The organism is Curtobacterium sp. TC1, assembly GCF_019844075.1.
Taxonomy (GTDB): domain Bacteria; phylum Actinomycetota; class Actinomycetes; order Actinomycetales; family Microbacteriaceae; genus Curtobacterium.
Map to the genome: position 1 here is coordinate 441,101 of NZ_CP081964.1, position 18,114 is coordinate 459,214.

An 18,114-nucleotide genomic window follows, 5' to 3' on the forward strand; every position below is an offset into this window, starting at 1 on the left:
CCAGCGAATTGTTCGCAACCGACGTTGTAGCCTCCCTGCATGGTCGACTTCGACGTGCAGCTGCTCGCCGTCCTCCGCGAACTCGCCGAGCGCGGCAGCGTCACGGCGGTCGCCGAGGCCACCCACCGGACACCCAGCGCGGTGTCGCAGCAGCTGCAGACGCTGCAGCGGCAGGTGGGCGTCCCGCTCGTCGAGCGGGTGGGTCGCGGCGTCCGGCTCACCGCCCACGGCGAGGTGCTCGCCGGCCTGTCCACCGGCGTCGCCACGGCGATCGCCCGGGTCGACGCCGCCTGGCAGGAGCACCTGGGTGGGGCGACGGGACGCGTCGACCTCGCGATCTTCCCGTCCGCGGCCGAACTGCTGCTGCCCGGGGTCCTCACCCGGATGCGCGCGCACCCCGGCATCGAGCTGACGCTGGTCGACGTGGACGTCAGCGAGGGGGAGTTCGCACCCCTCGCCGCCGACCACGACATCGCCGTCGGGCACCGGTCCGACGGCGTGCGGCCGGCGGACCAGGGGGCGGTCGAGACCGTGCCGCTCCTGCGCGAACCGCTCGACGTCGCGGTGCCGCCGGGGCACCGGCTCGCCGGTCGCGAGCGGGTCGGGATCGACGAGGTCGTCGGCGAGACGTGGATCGGCGTGCCGGAGGGCTACCCGATCGACCGGGTCCTGCAGGCGATGGCGGCGGCGTCGGACGCCCCGCCGAGCGTCGCCTTCCGGACTATCCACCTGCCCGTCATCGAGAACCTGGTCGCCGCGGGGCACGGCGTCGCACTCGTGCCGCGGTACACCTCGGGCACCCGGGCGTCCGGCCGGTTCCACCTGGCCGAGCTGGCCGACGTGCGCGCAGGGCGTCGGATCGAGGCGCTGGTCCGCCCCGACCGTGCGGTCCGCCCCGTGGTGCGCACCGTCCTGGAGGCACTGGTCGCCGAGGCCCTGGACGTCACCACCTGAGACGGTCGCGCCCACTGCCGGGCGCACGCCGCGCCTCCCGTCCGGACGTGGGCCGCGGCAGACCCGATCCGTGCGTGGAAACGCGCTCAGCGCACCTGGAACGGGGTGCCGAGCGGCAGGAGTTCCGCCAGCGCCGTGATGTCGGCGTTGTGCATGCGGATGCACCCGTGCGAGGCGGCGGTACCGATGCTCGAGCTGTCGTCGGTGCCGTGCAGGCCGATCTGGCCCGGGCCGCCGCCGAACGAGTTGAGGACGTCCGAGAACGCCGTCGTGCCGTACGCGTACGGGCCGTAGCCGCTGTTCGTCGGGGCGAGCAGCTCGGTCAGGGCGAACCGGCCGGTCGGCGACGGGGTGCCACCGGTGCCGGTGGCCACCGGGTAGCTGTCGACGACCTTGCCGTCCTTGTACAGGTCGAGCGTGTTGTCCGCGCGGGTGACCACGATGGCGTACGGGTCCTCGGAAAGGGTGACCGCGCTCGTCGGGACCCACCCGGTGCTGCCGTTCGGGCGCTGTGCGAGCTGCACCTGCGCCCAGCCGTCCCGCTGGTCGACCACACGGAAGACGAGCGGTGCGCCGGACGGCTGCGGGTTCGACAGGGTGGTCGTGGCCGTACCACCCGGCGTACTGCTGACCGGCACGCTGTCACCGCGGACGGCCGCGACGGTGGTGCTCGCGGGCGCGTCGACCGCATCGGTGGGGCCCGCGGAGCGCGTCGGGCCCGGTGTCGCCGTGGGGGTCGGGGTCGCGCTCGCGGCGACGGACCGCGTCGGGGTCGGCGTGGGCGCCGCCGACATCGGGCCGAGGGCGATGAACGCCACCGCCCCGGCGCAGACGACGGCCACGGCGGCGGCGATCAGTGTCGCGCGCCGCCGTGGCTCGGTCGGGAGGATCGGCAAGATCAGCCCGTGAAGGTCGCCGTTCCGGGCACCGGCACGGCGACCGGCGCCGTGGCCGCGTCGGCCGTCACGGTGAGCGTCGTCGTGGCCGTCTGCCCCGACGACAGGCCGACGAGACCGAGCACGTAGGTACCGGCCGAGTCGACGAGATCGGCGGGCAGGACGATGGTCCCGGAGACGTTGCCGTCGGCGTCGGCACGGAACTGGACGCCGGGGATCGCGACGGCGTCGGCTGCGTCGCCGACCGCAGCGGTGACGACCTCGTTCGGGGCGAAGCCCGAGCCCTGCACGCGGACACCGGTGGTGGTGGCCTCGATCAGGGTGGCGGAGGTGGTGAGCAGACGTGCTGCCGCGGTGGGCTGCGGCGTGAAGTACGTCGTGGTGTCGTCGATGCGCAGGGCTGAGATCGAACCGCTGGCGTCGGCGGCGAGGGCCTGGGCGTCGGACTCGAGGGGCGAGGCGAGGCTCTTCAGCTCGGCGCCGGGGGCTTCCTCGACCGGGGTGGTCGGGGCCGTGGTCGGCTCGTCCGTCGGCTCCGCGGTCGGCTCGACCGTGGGCTCGTCCGTCGGGGCGGGCGTCTCGGTCGGTGCCGGTGTCTCGGTCGGGGCCGGCGTCTCGGTCGGCTCGTCGGTCGCGGGCGGTGCAGGGACCTCGGCGGTGATGTCGATACCGACGTAGACGACGTAGCCGACGACCTCGGCGTCCGCTGCCTTCAGGTCCGCAGTGAGGTCGGCGGTCGACTCGGTGGTGCCGGTGCTCGGGTCGATCCACTTGGTCGAGGTACCGCTGAGGCCGGCGTCACCGTCGCCCGCCGCGAAGACGACGGTCTGCGCACTGGTGTCGCCGCCCTCCTGGATGGCGAGGCCGAACGTGGTCGCGCCGGTGGTCTCGGCGCCGGCACCGGCGACGAGCGCGCCGAGGCTGCTCGGGGCGACCGGCGCGTTGAGCCCGCGGACCAGGCCGACGGCCTCGCCCTCGGAGACGGAGATGCCGTCCTCGTCCAGCGTGGCGAAGTCGGTGATCTTCCCGCCGGCGGTCGGGTCGGACAGTGCCGCCCAGTACCACTGGTCGGTCAGCGGGAACTCGCCCTCGGGAGCCGCCGTGAAGTCGGCGGACGAGTCGGTCCAGGTGACGACGGCCGAAGCGGCATCGTCGGACACGTTGGCGGTGGAGACGGTGGGGACGAGCGCAGCGGTGACGCCGAGCACGGTGGCGCCGACGGCGGCCGCGGTGATGCGGGAACGAAGCACGGTGTGGAGATCCATCCGGTCAGAGGGCAGGGATCGTCCTCTGTGACGCCCCCGGTGCTGAGACGATGCTCAGCACCACGAACCTACCGACTTCATGAGGATTCCGCACCCATTTACGTCGTTCTCATCGCATCTGGCCGGTGAACAACAGTGGTCGGGCCCGTACCGGGACCCGACCACTGGTGTTCGCGGAACGTGTTCGCGACGTCCGACGCTCAGACGTCGAGGTGGTCGACCAGTTCGTCCGCCAGACCCGTGTACGTCGCCGGCGTCAGGTTCGTCAGGCGGGCCTTCGCGCCGTCCGAGATGTCCAGGCCGTTCACGAAGACGATGAGGTCCTGCTGTGTCACGCGCTTGCCGCGGGTGAGGTCCTTGAGCATCGCGTAGGGGTCCTCGATGTTCGACTGCCCGGCGGTGACCTCGGCGCGGATGACCGTCTGGATGGCCTCGGCGAGGACCTCCCAGTTGTGGTCGAGGTCGTCGGCGAGCTTGGCCTCGTTCACCGCGATCTCGCCCAGGCCCCGGCGCAGGTTGTCGAGCGCGAGCAGCGAGTGCCCGAAGGCGACGCCGATGTTGCGCTGCGTGGTCGAGTCGGTCAGGTCACGCTGCAGACGGCTCGTCACCAGGGTCTCGGACAGCGTGGAGAACAGCGCCGACGAGATCTCGAGGTTCGCCTCGGCGTTCTCGAACTTGATCGGGTTGATCTTGTGCGGCATCGTCGACGACCCCGTGGCGCCGGCGACCGGGATCTGCGTGAAGTACCCCATCGAGATGTACGTCCACACGTCGGTCGCCAGGTTGTGCAGGATGCGGTTGGCGTGCCGGACCCGGTCGTACAGCTCGGCCTGCCAGTCGTGCGACTCGATCTGCGTGGTGAGCGGGTTCCAGGTCAGCCCGAGGCCCTCGACGAACTCGCGGGACAGCGTCGGCCAGTCGGCCTCGGGGTCGGCGGCGAGGTGGGCCGAGAAGGTGCCGGTCGCACCGGAGAACTTGCCGAGGTACTCGCCGCCCTCGATCTGGGCCAGGACGCGCTCGAGCCGGTAGACGACGACCGCGAGCTCCTTGCCGAGCGTCGAGGGGGTCGCCGGCTGCCCGTGCGTGTGGGAGAGCATCGGGACGGCACGCAGCTCGACGGCGAGCGTCCGCAGCTTCTCGAGCACGGCGCGGAACGCCGGCAGCCAGACCTGGTCGATGGTGTCCCGCACGGTCAGGGCGTAGGACAGGTTGTTGACGTCCTCGCTCGTGGCGGCGAAGTGCGTGAGCTCCGCGATCGAGTCGAGCCCGAGCTCCGACAGCCGTCGGCGGACGAAGTACTCGACGGCCTTGACGTCGTGGCGCGTGGTGGCCTCGATCTCGGCGAGTTCGGCGATCTGGTCGTGCCCGAAGGTCTCCGCGATGCGCCGGAGCGCGGCCTTGTCGTCGACGCTGAGCGGCGAGGTGGTGAACATCGCGTGGTCGGTCAGGAAGACCAGCCACTCGACCTCGACCACGATGCGTGCGCGGTTGAGCCCGGCCTCGGAGAGGTGCTCGCCCACCGTGTGCACGATCGGGTAGTAGCGCCCGTCGAGCGGGCTGATCGGCTGCGGGGGAAGGGGGGTCATGGGGCTCCCTGACGGACGGCCGGCTCGAGCTGGTGGAAGAGCGCCCGGCAGGCCCGTTCGACGGTCGAGAGCACTCGGTCGAACTCGTGCCGGTCCGCGTAGTACGGGTCCGGCACGTCGGTCTGCTGGGGCCAGGCGTCGTCGTACCGCAGCAGGAGCGTCACCTTGGCGGAGTCGTCCATGGTCGGGGCCCACGATCGCAGGACGCGTTCGTGGGAGCGGTCGAGTGCGACCACCAGATCGAGGTCCGGGAACCGGTCCGGGTCGAACTGACGGGCGCGATGCCTGCTGCCATCGTATCCGCGCGCCGCGAGGGCGGCGATCGTGCGCTCGTCGGCCGGTTCGCCGACGTGCCAGTCGCCGGTGCCGGCGGACTCGACCTGGAAGCGGTCGGCGAGCCCGGCGTCCGCGGCGATCTGCGCGAAGACGACGCCGGCCATCGGGGACCGGCAGATGTTGCCACTGCAGACGAACGAGACGCGGAACGGGGCGTCGACGTCCGGGGCCATGGTCACATCATGACGCAGGGAGGTGTCCTCCGCGAGGTCCGTCCGCGTCACGCCCGCTGGCGGTTCAGCACCGGACGGACGAACAGCCCGATCAGCCAGGCGAAGACGGCGAGCACGAAGGCACCCACGATGCCCCAGCCGAAGGACTCGACCTCGAGTCCGAAGCCGAACGCATCCGAGATGCCCGCGACGATGAGCAGCAGGATCGCGTTCACGATGAAGGAGATGAGCCCGAGGGTCAGGATGTAGATCGGGAACGCCACGATCCGGATCAGCGTGCCGATCACGGCGTTGACGAGCCCGAACACGAAGGCCACGAGCAGGTAGGTGAGCACGGTGGCCGTGGTCCCACCGTCGCCGAACGCGGTGACGGAGACGCCGCTGACGATGAGCGTGGTGAGCCAGAGGGCCACGGCGTTGACGACGAGGCGGACGAGGAATCGCATGCACCCATGATGCCCTCCGGACCCCGCGCACGTGCCGGTAACCTGAACCGGTGACTGACGAGCGTGTGCACATCCGGCCGGAGATCGCGGTCCTCCCCGCCTACAAGCAGGGGCGCCAGGCCGCCGACGACGCCTTCAAGCTGTCGAGCAACGAGAACCCGTTCCCGCCCCTCCCCGGTGTCGTCCAGGCCGTGCAGGCGCAGACCGCCTTCAACCGCTACCCCGACGCCACCGCCCTCGCCGTCCGCGCCGCGCTCGCGAACCGCTTCGGGCTGACCGCCGACGAGGTGCACGTCGCCCCCGGCAGCGTCGCGATCCTGCACGAGCTCGCCCGCGCGACCTCCGGCCCGGGTGACGAGATCGTCTACGCCTGGCGGTCCTTCGAGGCCTACCCGGGTGTCGTCACCGTCGCGGGTGCCACGAGCGTGCAGGTGCCGAACCGGCCGGACGGCGGCCACGACCTCGACGCGATGGCCGCCGCCGTCACCGAGCGCACCCGCATGGTGATCGTCTGCACCCCGAACAACCCGACCGGCCCGATCGTGACCGCGTCCGAGTTCGCTTCCTTCATGGCCGCGGTGCCGCAGTCCGTCCTGGTCGTGCTCGACGAGGCATACGCCGAGTTCGCCACCGACGAGACCGCCGTGCACGGGCACCCGCTCCTCGCGCAGTACCCGAACCTGGTCGTCCTCCGGACCTTCTCGAAGGCGTACGGTCTCGCGGGCCTGCGCGTCGGCTACGCCCTCGGCCCGGTGTACGTGCTCGACGCGGTCCGTGCGTGCGCGATCCCCCTCTCCGTCACGGCCCAGGGCCAGGCGGCTGCACTGGCCAGCCTGGAACGCGAGGACGAACTGCTCGAGCGGGTGTCCGAGATCGCCTCGCTCCGCGACCACATCGTCACCGAGCTGCGCGAGCAGGGCTGGGAGGTGCCGGACGCCCAGGGCAACTTCGTCTGGCTGCCCACGGGGGACGGCACCGTCGCCGCGGCTGCCGCCTTCGAGGACGCCGGCATCATCGTGCGGCCCTTCCCGCCGGAGGGCCTCCGCATCTCGATCGGCGAGCACGAGGCTGTGGAAACGCTCCTCGAAACGGCCCGCTCGCTTGTGGGGGACCTCCAGGTGGCCGACTGATGGCTGCCGCTACGCTGGCCCGCATGTCATTCCGCGCCGCGGCTCCCGCGACGACCACCGTCCGGCTCCTCGACCCCGAGGGTCGGTTCGTGGAGACCGACGAGAACGCCGAGTTCGCCGCCGCCGCGCGGGCGATCCCCGACGAGACCCTGCTGGCGATGCACCGCCGCATGGTCCTCACCCGACGGTTCGACCACGCCGGCCACAACCTGCAGCGCACCGGCCAGCTCGGCCTCTGGGTGCCGAGCCACGGGCAGGAAGCCGCGCAGACCGGCTCCGCCTTCGCCCTGCGCGCCCAGGACCACGTCTTCCCCTCGTACCGCGAGCACGCCGTCACGATGCAGCGCGGCGTCGAGCCGATGGAGATCATCGCGATGTACCGCGGGCAGACCCACGGCGGGTGGGACCCGGACCAGCGCGGCAACACGCACATCTCCACCCTGGTGATCGGCTCGCAGACCCTGCACGCCACGGGCTACGCGCTCGGTCAGAAGCTCGACGGCGACGTCGGCACGGGCGACCCCGAGCGCGACGCCTGCTCCGTGGTCTACTTCGGCGACGGCGCGACGAGCCAGGGTGACGTGAACGAGGCGTACGTGTTCTCGGCGTCGACCAAGGCGCCCGTCGTCTTCTTCCTGCAGAACAACCACTGGGCGATCTCGGTGCCGGTGTCGGTGCAGTCGCCGACGCCGCTCGTCGACCGCCCGCGCGGCTTCGGGATCCCGAGCGTGCTCATCGACGGCAACGACATCCTCGCCTCGTACACGGCGTCCGTCGTCGCGACGGACCACGCCCGCAGCGGTCAGGGCCCCGCGTTCATCGAGGCGGACACCTACCGCATCGGCGCGCACACCAGCTCGGACGACCCGAGCCGGTACCGCGCCGACGGCGAGCTCGAGGACTGGGTCCGCCGCGACCCGATCGTCCGCTCCGAGGCGTACCTGCGCTCGAAGGGCGTGACCGACGCACAGTTCGCCGCGTTCGACGAAGAGGGGGAGGACATCGCCGCCGGCGTCCGCCGCCGCACTGTGGCACTCACCCCGCCGTCCGTCGACGTCATGTTCGACAACGTCTACCGCGAGCCGCACCCGCTCGTCGCCGAGCAGAAGGCCTGGCTCGAACAGTACGAGGCCGGCTTCGAAGGGGGCGCCCACGCATGAGCACCACCGAGCAGCTCTTCGACTACACGCTGCGCTCCCACCCGGGCGCCGGCGAGGTCCCGAGCGACCCCACCCCGACCCTGCCGATGGCGAAGGCCCTGAACGCCGGGCTCGCCGCGGCGATGCAGGCGGACGACAAGGTCCTGCTGATGGGCGAGGACATCGGCCAGCTCGGCGGTGTCTTCCGCATCACCGAGGGCCTGCAGGACCGGTTCGGCCCGGAGCGCGTGCGGGACACCCCGCTCGCCGAGGCCGGCATCATCGGCACCGCGATCGGCCTCGCCCTGCGCGGCTACCGCCCCGTGGTCGAGATCCAGTTCGACGGCTTCGTCTGGCCCGGCTTCGACCAGATCACCTCGCAGCTCGCGAAGATGGCGAACCGGCTGCCGGCGCACATGTCGCTGCCCGTCGTCATCCGCATCCCCTACGGCGGCCACATCGGCGCCGTGGAGCACCACCAGGAGTCGCCCGAGGCGTACTTCGCGCACACCCCCGGTCTGCGCGTGGTCAGCCCGAGCACCCCGAACGACGCCTACTGGATGATCCAGGAGGCCATCGCCTCGAAGGACCCGGTCGTCTTCCTCGAGCCGAAGTCGCGCTACTGGCCGAAGGGTCAGGTCGACCTCGTCGACGGGCACGTCCCGATGCACACCACCCGTGTGGCGCGCACCGGCACCGAGGTCACCCTCGTCGGCCACGGTGCGATGGTCGCGACCCTGATGCAGGCCGCCGAGCTCGCCGAGTCCGAGGGAACGAGCTGCGAGGTCATCGACCTCCGCTCGATCTCGCCCATCGACTGGGAGCCGATCCTCACCTCGGTCCGCAAGACCGGTCGCCTCGTCATCGCGCAGGAAGCCTCCGGCTTCGTCAGCGTCGGCAGCGAGATCGCCGCCACGGTCGCCGAGAAGGCGTTCTACACGATGCAGGCGCCGCCGCTGCGGGTGTCCGGGTTCGACGTCCCGTTCCCGGTCTCGAAGTTGGAGCACCTGCACCTGCCGGACGCCGACCGCGTCCTCGAGGCCGTCGACCGCGCCCTCGCGTACTGATCCAGCTCGACTGACCCAACTCGTCCGAACGCCGAAGGAGCCGTAAGTGGCCGTCGCCGAATTCCCCCTGCCCGACGTGGGCGAAGGCCTCACCGAGGCCGAGATCGTGCAGTGGCGCGTCGCGATCGGGGACGAGATCACCGTCGACCAGGTCCTGGTCGAGATTGAGACCGCGAAGTCGCTCGTCGAGCTGCCGTCGCCGTTCGCCGGCACCGTCACCGGGTTGCTCGTGTCCGAGGGTGACACGGTCGAGGTCGGCAAGCCGATCATCCGTGTCGAGTCCGACGCGTCGGTCGCGTCCGGTGCGCCGGTCACGGCCCCGGCCGCCCAGTCGGGAGGCCCGGCACCGGTCGCCGACAGCGTCCCGACCTCGCCCGTGGTCGCGGCCACCCCGCCGGCAGCGCCCGCCCCGGCTGCTCCGGTCGTGCAGACCCCGCCGGCTCCGGCTCCCGCCGCAGCTCCCGTCAGCGCGGCCCCGGCCCCGGTTGCCGCAGCGCCCGTGGCCCCGTCGGCTGCACCGGTGCAGCCCGTTGCCGACGGCGCCTCCGTCGTCGGGACGGACGAGTCCTCCGGCGCCGTCCTCGTCGGCTACGGTTCGGCGACCTCGTCGCCGTCGCGTCGCAAGCCGGGCGCTCGCCGGGCCGCAGCACTCGCGGCCGAGGCGAGCCGTGCCTCCAGTGTGGATGCCGCAGCAGCGGCCGAAGCGGCCAGCGATCCCGGTGAGGACACCACCGCCGAGGCCATCGCCGGTCTGGCGTCCGCGCCCGCCCGCAAGCAGACCGTCGCGACCAACGTGCTCGCGAAGCCGCCGATCCGGAAGCTCGCGAAGGACCTCGGCGTCGAGCTCGTCGAGATCGTGGCGACCGGCCTCGCCGGCGAGGTCACCCGGGACGACGTCATCCGGCACGCGAAGCAGGCCAGCGTCTTCCGCAACATCGAGACACCCGAGTGGGGCGAGGTGCGCAGCGAGACGATCCCGGTCAAGGGCGTCCGTAAGGCCATCGCGACCGCGATGACCACCTCCGCGTTCACCGCACCGCACGTGTCGCTGTTCGTCGACGTCGACGCGACCCACACGATGGAGTTCGTCAAGCGGCTCAAGGCCTCGCCGACGTTCGCCGGCGTCAAGGTCTCGCCGCTGCTCATCGTCGCGAAGGCCGTCATCTGGGCCGTCCGCCGCAACCGTTCGGTGAACTCGACCTGGACCGACCGCGAGATCATCGTCCACCACTTCGTGAACCTCGGCATCGCCGCGGCGACCCCGCGCGGGCTCATCGTGCCGAACATCAAGGACGCGCAGGACATGTCGCTGCTCGAGCTGGCGCAGGCGCTCGAGGAACTCACCCTCACCGCCCGCGACGGCAAGACGACGCCGAAGCAGATGGCGAACGGCACCGTCTCCATCACGAACATCGGTGTGTTCGGCATGGACACCGGGACCCCGATCCTCAACCCTGGCGAGGTCGCGATCGTCGCCATGGGCACGATCAAGCCGAAGCCGTGGGTCGTCGACGGCGAGGTCCGGTCGCGCATGGTCACGACCATCGGTGCCTCGTTCGACCACCGGGTCGTCGACGGTGACGTGGCGTCCCGCTTCGTGCACGACGTCGCCTCGGTGCTCGAGGAGCCCGCGCTCCTGCTCGACTGAGTGCGTTCAGGGACCGACGCGTCGGTCGTCGAGCAGCGCGGCGAGTTCCGCGCGGAAGGCTCCGACGGCGACCACGGCGTCGAGGGCGAGGTTCTCCGAGGCATCGACACCGCCCGCCGCGATCGACAGCCGGGCGTAGGTCGTTGCGCCGACCGCGCCGGGCCCGCTGAACAGGTCGCAGACCGCGAGGAGTGCGTCGGCTCGGTCGCGTTCCGTCAGTGGGTCCAGGACTCGCTGCACGGCTTTGGCCGCTCGCCGTTCTCCTGAGCGGAGGTCGGCGACGAGCACCCAGGCGAAGTCGTAGAGGTCCTTGTCCGCTCGGCGCCAGTACGCACTCGCGCCCTTGGCGGAGAGGTACCCGCCGATCCCGGTCACAGTCGCGCGCTCGCCGGCGACGACCATGTCGTGGACGTCCCGGAGCGCCGGCCCCGGACCCCGGAGGTTCTTGGCCCCCAGGGTCTCGGCGCCCGGTAGCGCGATCTCCTGGTCCAGGTTGTCGGGGACGTCCACCAGGAACTCCACCTGGATCGGGAAACCACTGATCTCCTTCAACCATCGCCACCCCGTGTTGGGTGTCGACGTGACGAACCCTGCGGTCTCGAGCGCCTGCTCGAGCCACGCGAAGTCGAGGCCGTCTCGGTCGTAGACGAGACCGATGTCGAGGAGGATGTCGACGTCGTTGGTGCCCTGGTGTGGTTCGTCCGAGTGCACCAGGTGCTCGGGCACGAGCCCGCCGATCAGCAGGAGCCGCCCGCGGTTCGGGCCCACTGCCTTGAGGAGTGCGGCGAACCCGGCTTCCGCGAGTGCGCGCGCATCCCGGCTGCGTGGAGCTGACGCGTTCACGAGAACTGCCGGAGAGCGAGCTCTCGGAAGGCTTCCGCGGCCTCGAGCTCCCGTTCTGAGCCGGCGAGCAGGTCCGCGTACGTGCGAGCGGGGGAGGAAACCCAGGTGCGGTGTCCAGGGCCCCTCGTCTTCACGATCACCTGGGAAGCCGGCGCGAGGCGGATCCGAGGCACTGCGGCGGGGATCATCTTCGCGCGCCGGGTACCGAGGTCCACCCCCGGCCACCCGTCCGTCGTGTCGACGTACGCAGTCACCACCCAGCTCCCCGTGAGCATCGGGCGGATCTCTTCGCTCGCAGCCGCTCCGGTGAGGATGAGCGACCGGCCGAACGCGGCGCTGAGATCGTCGATGACGCGCTGCGGTTCGCGGTGGATCGAGTGGTACCCGTCGAACCGTCGCCGCTGGGTGGACTCCCACACCGCCCACGAGTCGAGGAGTGCCGGAGCGTTTGCGACGATCCGACTGCGCGGCTGCCTTCCTGGGGCTGTCCAGCCGTTGGCGTCGAACGAGGCGAGGGTGTTCGCGACGGTTCCCAGCGATCGGCCGGACAGGTTCGCCAGCGCCTCCACTTCGGGAACGTCGTCTGCTCCGGGACGCTCTGGCTCCCGCTTCGCCATGATCGCCAAGAGAGCCTCTGCGACGTCTGCCCTGCCTCGGGTCCAACCGATCGCAGGTCGGAGCGCTGGGCTCGTCCTGCTGCCGTCCCGGTCGACCCACACCGTGCCGAGTCGCAGTTCTGCCGAGCCGTCGAGGCCGAGCCAGGAGAGCCCCTCCGAACGCAACAACTGGCGAGCCCCGTCCGACAGTGTTCGGGCCGCGATGACCACGAGGTCCTCCTTCGAGCGTGCATCGATCACGCGCTCGTCGCGAAGCGTCCGCTCGACGTCCCTCGGGTACCCGTACCCGGCCCAGGCGAGGTGCAGTGCCTTCCTCGTCCCGTCCGGCAAGACCGCGCTGAAGTCACCGTCGGCTCTCGTGCGAAGGGACACGGAGCCGCGCGGGAGCGCTGCACGGAGTGCTGTTTCTGCAGCCGCTCGATTTTCGAGGATGGGCACCTTTTCACTGTACAGTGAAAAAGGTGTCGGAGTGAAATAGCTTCGGTCTGCGGATCAGCGGGGTTCCGCAAACGTCGCGTGGTGTTCACACGGATGTCGGTGGTGCGGGGCATGATCGGGACATGGTCCACCAGCTCCTGACCCCCTCGCAGGAGATCCGAACGGATCGCCTCCTGCTCACCCCGCTCACGCCGGCCGACATCGACGACGTGCACGCGGTGTTCTCCGACGCCCGGACGTGGCAGCACCTGCCGAGCGGTCGGCACGTCGCCCGGAGTTCGAGCGTGGACATGGTGCAGCGGAAGATCGGTGGTCGGGCTCGACACGGACTCGGCTCGTGGGCCGTCCGCACCGCTGCCGATCACGCGTTCGTCGGGGTCGGCGGCATGGACATGACCGCCGGCGGGGTCTGGAACCTCGGGTACCGGTTGGCACCCTCCGCCTGGGGGCAGGGCTTCGCCTCCGAGATCGCCCTCGCTGCCGTGCGCGCGGCTGCCGACACCGCACCGGACGTCCCCGTCACGGGGCGCGTGCTCACGAACAACCCGGCCTCCGCAGCGGTGCTCCGTCGTGCCGGGCTGTCGCTCGTGTGGCAGGGGGCTCCCGGGGTGCAGACGTCCTCCGCCGCGGGGGTCGAGGGGCAGGTCTGGACCGACCGGCTGCTCTCCGACGAACAGTTCGCCTGGCTCGTCCGCAACGCCTGAGCGCGGTCACGTACCCGGTGCGTTCAGCGAGACGCTCCGCGTGGCGAGCACCTCGACGGCCGGCGAATGGGTCGCGATGAGCACAGCGGCCCCGTCGCCGGCGAGTTCGGCCAGCAGGTCGAGCACCATCGCAGCGTTCCCGTCGTCGAGAGCGCTGGTCGGTTCGTCGGCGAGGATGACCGACGGGCGCTTCACCAAGAGCCTCGCCATCGCCACCCGCTGCTGTTCGCCGCCGCTGAGCTCGTGGACCCGGTCGGTTGCGCGTCCGGTCAGACCGACCCGGTCGAGCGCGTCGCTCGTCCGGACCCCACGGTTCGGTCCGCGGGATGTCCGAGCTATGTCGATGTTCGCCTGGGCGGTCATGTCGGCGACCAATCCGAAGTCCTGGAACAGGTAGCCCAGGTGGCGCTGCCGCAGGAGCCGAGCCTGCCGCCTGTTCCGGCTCACCGGTTCGCCGGCGATGCGGATCGTGCCTGAGTCGAGCGCATCGAGGTGTCCCACGCAGTCGAGGAGCGTGGACTTCCCAGAGCCACTCGGCCCGACCAGGCAGACGATCTCGCCGCGCGCGACGTCGAACGACAGATCGTTCCACAGTGTCCGTCGTCCGTGGTGTTTCGATGCGTGTCGTACCTCGATCATCGTGCTCCGTTTCCTCGATCCCGGAGGGTGTTGCGCGCGGTGGCGGCCAGGACGGCGCCGTTGACCGCACTCACCGCTGCAATGGCGAGCAGTGCCAGTGCTCCGGCGGTCCCCGCCGACTGCGCGACGGGATCGAGTACCGAGCTGTGCCCGGTCCCGTCCGGGCGAGCGCCCCACCAGGAGTTGACAGTGGCGACGGCGGCGATCGAGACCAGGGCGGTCTCGACGAGCAGGAGCCCGGCGTCGGCCCGGACGGCTGAGGTGCCGCTGGCGAGCTTCGCGAACAGCGCGCGGCCGTGGCGACGCCTGTGGGCGACGGTCCCGAGCAGCCCCAGCATGACGCTGACGATCAGGGTGCTGACCACCGTGGCCGTGGCGATCATGGTCATCGTGGCCGCGAGCCGTGCCTGCTCGGCGGCGACCTGTCCCACTGCGACCACGGCGCTGAACTCCCTGCGGACGTCTGACGTCATGATCGACCGTTCCGCGACGGCGCGGTTCTTGAACACCACGTCCCCGGTGGACAGCCACGAACCGAGCTGATCGGCTGAGAAGACGTCGGCCGGCCTCGGGACGACCACGATGACCGCGTCAGCGAGCCAGGAGCGCGTCGACGAATCGTCCGGGTACGAGTAGACCTGCTGGCGTGCAAGTCGACCACCGGTGATCTGCTCCCGCGCGGCGGCGGGCGCCTCTCGCAGCTGCCAGTCGGCGAGCGCGGCGACGAGCCGACGCCGATCGAGCCGACTGTCGGCTGGGATCCACACGGAGATGTCCGCGTCGTCGGCGGTGATGCGGCTGCCGTCCTCGGTGCGGACGTCCTGCAAGCCGAGGTAGCCAGCGTCGACGAAGAGCGCCGGAACCGTGGACTTCCCCTGCCCGCTGGACACCTCGACGGTCGCGGCGAGCAGCGCATCACGCTGCTGGAGCGCTCTGCCGGCGAAGGCTCCGATGCGGTCCCAGTACTGCTGCGAGTCGATCGGACGGGGGTCCGGGGTAACCCAGAGCTGGACGGTCTCGCCTGCGGCTCGGAGGTCGCGTTCTGCTGTCCCGGAACGGAGGGTCGCAACGGCACCCGACAGGTCGAACACGGCGGTGACGAGCAAGAGGAGCGCGGGCGCGCGGGCGACCTGCGCGACGAGCACGAGCGCTCCGACGGGTCGAGCACCTCGGAGTGCGGTGGCCAGCGGCTGTCGACAGGCGAGCACCGTGCCGATCGTGTGGGCGGCGATGACCGGTGCCAGGAACGCTGTGCCGATCACGACGACTGCTGTGGCGAACGTCGCCGCTGACGCGAGCCCGTTGTACAAGAACAGACCGAAGGCGACCACGGGGGTGCCGACGACGGCGGCGAGCAGGGTGCCGCGGACCTCGGCCAGCTCACTGACCACGATGGAGGCGGCGCTCTGTCCGTGCAGTCGTCGAACCGCACTCCGGCGAGGGGCGCCGAGCGTCCCCATCAGGCACAGCGTGACGCATCCCAACGTGAGGGCGCCGACGAGGCCGGACGTCCCGCTGAACCCGTCGCTGACTCCGATGCGGCGCAGGAACGGCACTCGTTCCGAGCTGACGTCGTAGCCGAGGCCGGAGAGGGCATCGAGTACCGCGTGCCGAGCAGCGTCGTCTCCGAAGACCGCGTAGGAGCCGACGGGATCGAAGTGGTCGAGGTCCGACATCGGGAGGACGGTGGTGCTCATCGACCTGGTGAAGTCGCCGTACCCGTCGCTGAGCCAGCCGGCACCCAGACTCGACGGCGCACCGGTGACCAGCGCATGGCGGAGCGTCGACGGTGCCGCGCGATCGGCCACGACACGGACGATCGTCGTGCCCTCGGTCTCGGCGACCTGTTCGAGTGACTTCGCGACCCGCTGGTTCGACGCGGTGTCGGCGCCCGCTGCAGCGGTCACCACCGACGATGCACCGACGAGCCCGGCCTCACTGACCTGGACGAGGCCGATGAACCCGAGAACGAACGCGAGGAGCGGCGGGACGACGTACGCGAGTGTCACCGAGCGGATGTTCATGCTCCCCCTTGCGATCGGAGGAGCGGGCTCTCCCTCGGAGCGCCCGCTCCTCGCCTCAGCAGTTGTGGTAATACGCCTTGTTGCCGCTGCTCGCCTTCGGGGTCATCGCCATCGCGTACTTCCCACCGGGCACGTTCGACACGCGCTTCGACTTCTTGCCGACGGCGGTCGCGCCGTGGCACCGCTTCTCGCGGAAGTAGTTCGACCACGTGTCGTCGCGACCCACACCCCACTGCCAGAAGCTCCCACCCCCACCGTCGCCATGCGTCGAGTAGTCGCGGGTCCCACCGCTCACGCCCGCACCCGGATCGGCGATCGTGACGCCGCCGGTTTCCGCGCCGGACCCGAGGACCTCGAGCGCTGACGCGGATGCGACCGAGCGTCACACTGGCAGGGTTGAGAATGTGATGTCAAGCCGGTGAAACATCAACACGCCCTCCCGCCCTGCCCAGGCGGAACATCGCGCACGTTGGCGTTCCGAGGTCGACTCGCTACTGTGTTGGGAACTGGTCATGTCCGCGCATGACCACCGCCCAGGACCAGCAACGGAGCACGAGGGACGCATGACGAGCCGCATCACCGAGGGTGCCGAACCGAAGCACCAGCAGTTGCGGCGCATCTTGCTCGACCTCGCCACCGCACGCCTGGCTCCCGGCGCCGCGATCCCGTCCGAACGTCAGCTCATCGCCGAGTACGGCGTCTCGCGGATCACCGTGCGCGAAGCCCTCGGGCAGCTCGTCAACGAGGGCTACCTGGAGCGCGTGCGCGGCAAGGGCACCTTCGTGGCGCACCGGCCCGTGCAGTCGACGTTGCACCTGGCCTCGTTCACCGAGGAGATGCGGGCGATGGGCCACGTGCCGACGACGGTCGTCCTGGTGCGCGAGGAGCGCGTGCCGCCGAGCGACACCGTGGCGGCCCTGCGGCTCGACGCCGAGGTGTCGGCCTTCCACGTGAAGCGACTGCGGATGGCGGACGGCGCTCCGGTGTCGATCGACGACGCCTGGCTCGTGGCCGACGCGTTCCCGGGTCTGCTCGACCACGACCTGTCCGGGTCGGTGTACTCGATCATCGCCAACGAGTACGGCACCCCGATCGACCGGGCGCAGCAGACGGTGGCCGCGAACCCCGCCGCAGACGACGTCGCGACGCTGCTCGGCACGAAGACCGGCGCTCCGGTGCTCGAGTTCGACCGGGTGTCGTACGCGGGGGAGCGCCCCGTGGAGCACACCCGCAGTTGGTACCGCTCGGACCGGTACCGCGTGCAGATGGAGGTCACGGCGACCCCTGTGGTCGCCTGAGTCTCGGGCTGGGAACGCGAAAGCGACTGTGTGCCGCGAACGGTTCGCGGTTCACAGTCGCTTGGGCGGGAAGGACCGGGGAAGGACCGGGGTCGATCCGGGTCAGACCTCGAACAGGGTGTCGCCGTCGAGCACCGAGGTGCCCACCGTGCCCTGGTCGACGGTGTCCGGCGCGGAGCCGAGCACCACGACGGGGCAGATCGGCGAGTACCCGGCGGCCGAGATCACCGAGGGGGTGAACCGGACGACGGGGTCGCCGGCCGTGACCGTCGCGCCCTCGGTGGCGAGGAGCTCGAAGCCCTCGCCCGACAGCTTCACGGTGTCGATGCCGACGTGCACGAGGACGTCCGTGCCCGCCGCGCCCTGCAGCGCGAACGCGTGCGGGTGCAGCTTCACGATGGTGCCGTCGACCGGGGCCACCGCGGTGACCGCGCCCTCGACGCCCGTCGGGTCGACGGCCACGCCGGCGCCGACGAGCTGGCCGGCGAACACCGGGTCCGGCACGTCAGCGAGGGCGACGACCGGACCGGCGAACGGCGTGCGGACCGCCGTCACAGTTCGTCCTGGATGTCCTGCGCGAGGTTGTCGGCGACCGTGCCGACGATGACCTGCCAGCCGGTGCCGCCACCGACGACGGCCTGGGCGCCCGCGGCCTGCAGTGCGGACTTGTCGACGAGGTCGCCGTCCTCGACCTCGACGCGGAGGCGCGTGATGCAGCCCTCGACCTCTTCGATGTTGTCGGCACCGCCGAGCGCGGCGATGATGTCGGCTGCCTTGATGTCGGCCATCGTTTCCTCCTCGTTAAGGGTTCTCGTACCAGGTTGACACGGGACCGGTCTCGGTTCAGACTACGGAACTGGTCATGACCGGACAGGACCGGACCTGGCGACACCGCCGAGGTTACCTGCGCT

At 70.9% G+C, this 18,114-nt stretch carries 19 protein-coding genes; 7 read left to right on the forward strand and 12 right to left on the reverse strand.

Features of this window, described 5'->3' with window-relative positions; all coding sequences use genetic code 11:
• The first annotated feature begins 39 nt into the window (after positions 1-39).
• Positions 40-954: a LysR family transcriptional regulator gene (locus tag KZI27_RS03285; protein ID WP_222659307.1), complete on the forward strand. Its 915-nt coding sequence runs from the start codon at positions 40-42 to the stop codon at positions 952-954.
• 86 nt (positions 955-1,040) lie between these two features.
• Here the strand turns inward: KZI27_RS03285 and KZI27_RS03290 are convergent, their stop codons facing one another.
• The 5 genes from KZI27_RS03290 to KZI27_RS03310 all read right to left on the reverse strand — a co-directional run bounded on the left by KZI27_RS03290 (position 1,041) and on the right by KZI27_RS03310 (position 5,656).
• Positions 1,041-1,850 (reverse strand): L,D-transpeptidase family protein, encoded by an 810-nt coding sequence (locus tag KZI27_RS03290; protein ID WP_261784054.1) that lies wholly within the window; start codon positions 1,848-1,850, stop codon positions 1,041-1,043.
• 2 nt (positions 1,851-1,852) lie between these two features.
• Positions 1,853-3,100: a hypothetical protein gene (locus KZI27_RS03295; protein WP_222659308.1), complete on the reverse strand. Its 1,248-nt coding sequence runs from the start codon at positions 3,098-3,100 to the stop codon at positions 1,853-1,855.
• Positions 3,101-3,315: 215 nt separating this feature from the next.
• Positions 3,316-4,701 (reverse strand): adenylosuccinate lyase, encoded by a 1,386-nt coding sequence (gene purB / locus KZI27_RS03300; protein ID WP_222659309.1) that lies wholly within the window; start codon positions 4,699-4,701, stop codon positions 3,316-3,318.
• Positions 4,698-5,210: a low molecular weight protein-tyrosine-phosphatase gene (locus tag KZI27_RS03305; RefSeq protein WP_123312163.1), complete on the reverse strand. Its 513-nt coding sequence runs from the start codon at positions 5,208-5,210 to the stop codon at positions 4,698-4,700. The genes purB and KZI27_RS03305 overlap by 4 nt, the downstream gene beginning before the upstream one ends.
• Positions 5,211-5,257: 47 nt before the next feature.
• Positions 5,258-5,656 (reverse strand): phage holin family protein, encoded by a 399-nt coding sequence (locus tag KZI27_RS03310; RefSeq protein WP_111087052.1) that lies wholly within the window; start codon positions 5,654-5,656, stop codon positions 5,258-5,260.
• Positions 5,657-5,706: 50 nt separating this feature from the next.
• On the opposite strand from KZI27_RS03310, the gene KZI27_RS03315 reads away from it, so the two are divergent.
• From KZI27_RS03315 to KZI27_RS03330, 4 genes are all read left to right on the forward strand, one after another.
• Entirely contained in the window at positions 5,707-6,786 is a 1,080-nt protein-coding gene (locus tag KZI27_RS03315) for a histidinol-phosphate transaminase (RefSeq protein ID WP_222659310.1), read from the forward strand.
• Positions 6,787-6,809: 23 nt separating this feature from the next.
• Positions 6,810-7,946: a thiamine pyrophosphate-dependent dehydrogenase E1 component subunit alpha gene (locus KZI27_RS03320; RefSeq protein ID WP_222659311.1), complete on the forward strand. Its 1,137-nt coding sequence runs from the start codon at positions 6,810-6,812 to the stop codon at positions 7,944-7,946.
• Between the two features lie 86 nt (positions 7,947-8,032).
• The gene (locus KZI27_RS03325; RefSeq protein WP_123312162.1) at positions 8,033-8,992 is read left to right on the forward strand and encodes an alpha-ketoacid dehydrogenase subunit beta; all 960 of its coding nucleotides are present in this window, start codon (positions 8,033-8,035) and stop codon (positions 8,990-8,992) included.
• A 46-nt stretch (positions 8,993-9,038) separates the two neighbouring features.
• Positions 9,039-10,640 carry a dihydrolipoamide acetyltransferase family protein gene (locus tag KZI27_RS03330; protein ID WP_222659312.1) on the forward strand — a complete coding sequence of 534 codons (1,602 nt, stop codon included), beginning with the start codon at positions 9,039-9,041 and terminating at the stop codon, positions 10,638-10,640.
• A 6-nt stretch (positions 10,641-10,646) separates the two neighbouring features.
• Here the strand turns inward: KZI27_RS03330 and KZI27_RS03335 are convergent, their stop codons facing one another.
• On the reverse strand, positions 10,647-11,483 hold the full coding sequence (locus KZI27_RS03335; RefSeq protein WP_222659313.1) for a hypothetical protein: 837 nt from the start codon (positions 11,481-11,483) through the stop codon (positions 10,647-10,649).
• Positions 11,480-12,538: a hypothetical protein gene (locus tag KZI27_RS03340; RefSeq protein ID WP_222659314.1), complete on the reverse strand. Its 1,059-nt coding sequence runs from the start codon at positions 12,536-12,538 to the stop codon at positions 11,480-11,482. The genes KZI27_RS03335 and KZI27_RS03340 overlap by 4 nt, the downstream gene beginning before the upstream one ends.
• 122 nt (positions 12,539-12,660) lie before the next feature.
• Between KZI27_RS03340 and KZI27_RS03345 the strand changes: the two genes are divergently transcribed.
• Positions 12,661-13,242 carry a GNAT family N-acetyltransferase gene (locus KZI27_RS03345; protein ID WP_222659315.1) on the forward strand — a complete coding sequence of 194 codons (582 nt, stop codon included), beginning with the start codon at positions 12,661-12,663 and terminating at the stop codon, positions 13,240-13,242.
• A 6-nt stretch (positions 13,243-13,248) separates the two neighbouring features.
• Here the strand turns inward: KZI27_RS03345 and KZI27_RS03350 are convergent, their stop codons facing one another.
• The 3 genes from KZI27_RS03350 to KZI27_RS03360 are packed head-to-tail and all read right to left on the reverse strand — an operon-like array spanning position 13,249 to position 16,200.
• A complete protein-coding gene (locus KZI27_RS03350) occupies positions 13,249-13,881 on the reverse strand; it encodes an ABC transporter ATP-binding protein (protein WP_222659316.1) in 633 nt (210 codons plus the stop codon).
• A complete protein-coding gene (locus KZI27_RS03355) occupies positions 13,878-15,905 on the reverse strand; it encodes a hypothetical protein (RefSeq protein ID WP_222659317.1) in 2,028 nt (675 codons plus the stop codon). The genes KZI27_RS03350 and KZI27_RS03355 overlap by 4 nt, the downstream gene beginning before the upstream one ends.
• A 55-nt stretch (positions 15,906-15,960) precedes the next feature.
• Positions 15,961-16,200: a lactococcin 972 family bacteriocin gene (locus KZI27_RS03360; protein WP_222659318.1), complete on the reverse strand. Its 240-nt coding sequence runs from the start codon at positions 16,198-16,200 to the stop codon at positions 15,961-15,963.
• Between the two features lie 268 nt (positions 16,201-16,468).
• Here KZI27_RS03360 and KZI27_RS03365 point away from each other — a divergent pair, with 268 nt between their 5' ends.
• Entirely contained in the window at positions 16,469-17,203 is a 735-nt protein-coding gene (locus KZI27_RS03365) for a GntR family transcriptional regulator (RefSeq protein WP_222659319.1), read from the forward strand.
• 102 nt (positions 17,204-17,305) lie between these two features.
• Here KZI27_RS03365 and KZI27_RS03370 read toward each other — a convergent pair whose 3' ends face one another.
• Both KZI27_RS03370 and KZI27_RS03375 read right to left on the reverse strand, forming a co-directional pair.
• Positions 17,306-17,758 (reverse strand): PTS glucose transporter subunit IIA, encoded by a 453-nt coding sequence (locus KZI27_RS03370; protein ID WP_222659320.1) that lies wholly within the window; start codon positions 17,756-17,758, stop codon positions 17,306-17,308.
• Positions 17,755-17,991 (reverse strand): PTS transporter subunit EIIB, encoded by a 237-nt coding sequence (locus tag KZI27_RS03375; protein WP_222659321.1) that lies wholly within the window; start codon positions 17,989-17,991, stop codon positions 17,755-17,757. Before KZI27_RS03375 ends, KZI27_RS03370 begins: the two co-directional genes overlap by 4 nt.
• Positions 17,992-18,114: the final 123 nt, after the last annotated feature.

What these genes read in the sequence shown, in the direction of transcription:
- KZI27_RS03285 (WP_222659307.1), top strand. Translation starts at nt 40, where the DNA reads ATGGTCGACTTCGACGTGCAGCTGCTCGCCGTCCTCCGCGAACTCGCC.
- purB (WP_222659309.1), bottom strand. Translation starts at nt 4,701, where the DNA reads ATGACCCCCCTTCCCCCGCAGCCGATCAGCCCGCTCGACGGGCGCTAC.
- KZI27_RS03305 (WP_123312163.1), bottom strand. Translation starts at nt 5,210, where the DNA reads ATGGCCCCGGACGTCGACGCCCCGTTCCGCGTCTCGTTCGTCTGCAGT.
- KZI27_RS03310 (WP_111087052.1), bottom strand. Translation starts at nt 5,656, where the DNA reads ATGCGATTCCTCGTCCGCCTCGTCGTCAACGCCGTGGCCCTCTGGCTC.
- KZI27_RS03320 (WP_222659311.1), top strand. Translation starts at nt 6,810, where the DNA reads ATGTCATTCCGCGCCGCGGCTCCCGCGACGACCACCGTCCGGCTCCTC.
- KZI27_RS03325 (WP_123312162.1), top strand. Translation starts at nt 8,033, where the DNA reads ATGGCGAAGGCCCTGAACGCCGGGCTCGCCGCGGCGATGCAGGCGGAC.
- KZI27_RS03345 (WP_222659315.1), top strand. Translation starts at nt 12,661, where the DNA reads ATGGTCCACCAGCTCCTGACCCCCTCGCAGGAGATCCGAACGGATCGC.
- KZI27_RS03350 (WP_222659316.1), bottom strand. Translation starts at nt 13,881, where the DNA reads ATGATCGAGGTACGACACGCATCGAAACACCACGGACGACGGACACTG.
- KZI27_RS03355 (WP_222659317.1), bottom strand. Translation starts at nt 15,905, where the DNA reads ATGAACATCCGCTCGGTGACACTCGCGTACGTCGTCCCGCCGCTCCTC.
- KZI27_RS03365 (WP_222659319.1), top strand. Translation starts at nt 16,469, where the DNA reads ATGACGAGCCGCATCACCGAGGGTGCCGAACCGAAGCACCAGCAGTTG.
- KZI27_RS03375 (WP_222659321.1), bottom strand. Translation starts at nt 17,991, where the DNA reads ATGGCCGACATCAAGGCAGCCGACATCATCGCCGCGCTCGGCGGTGCC.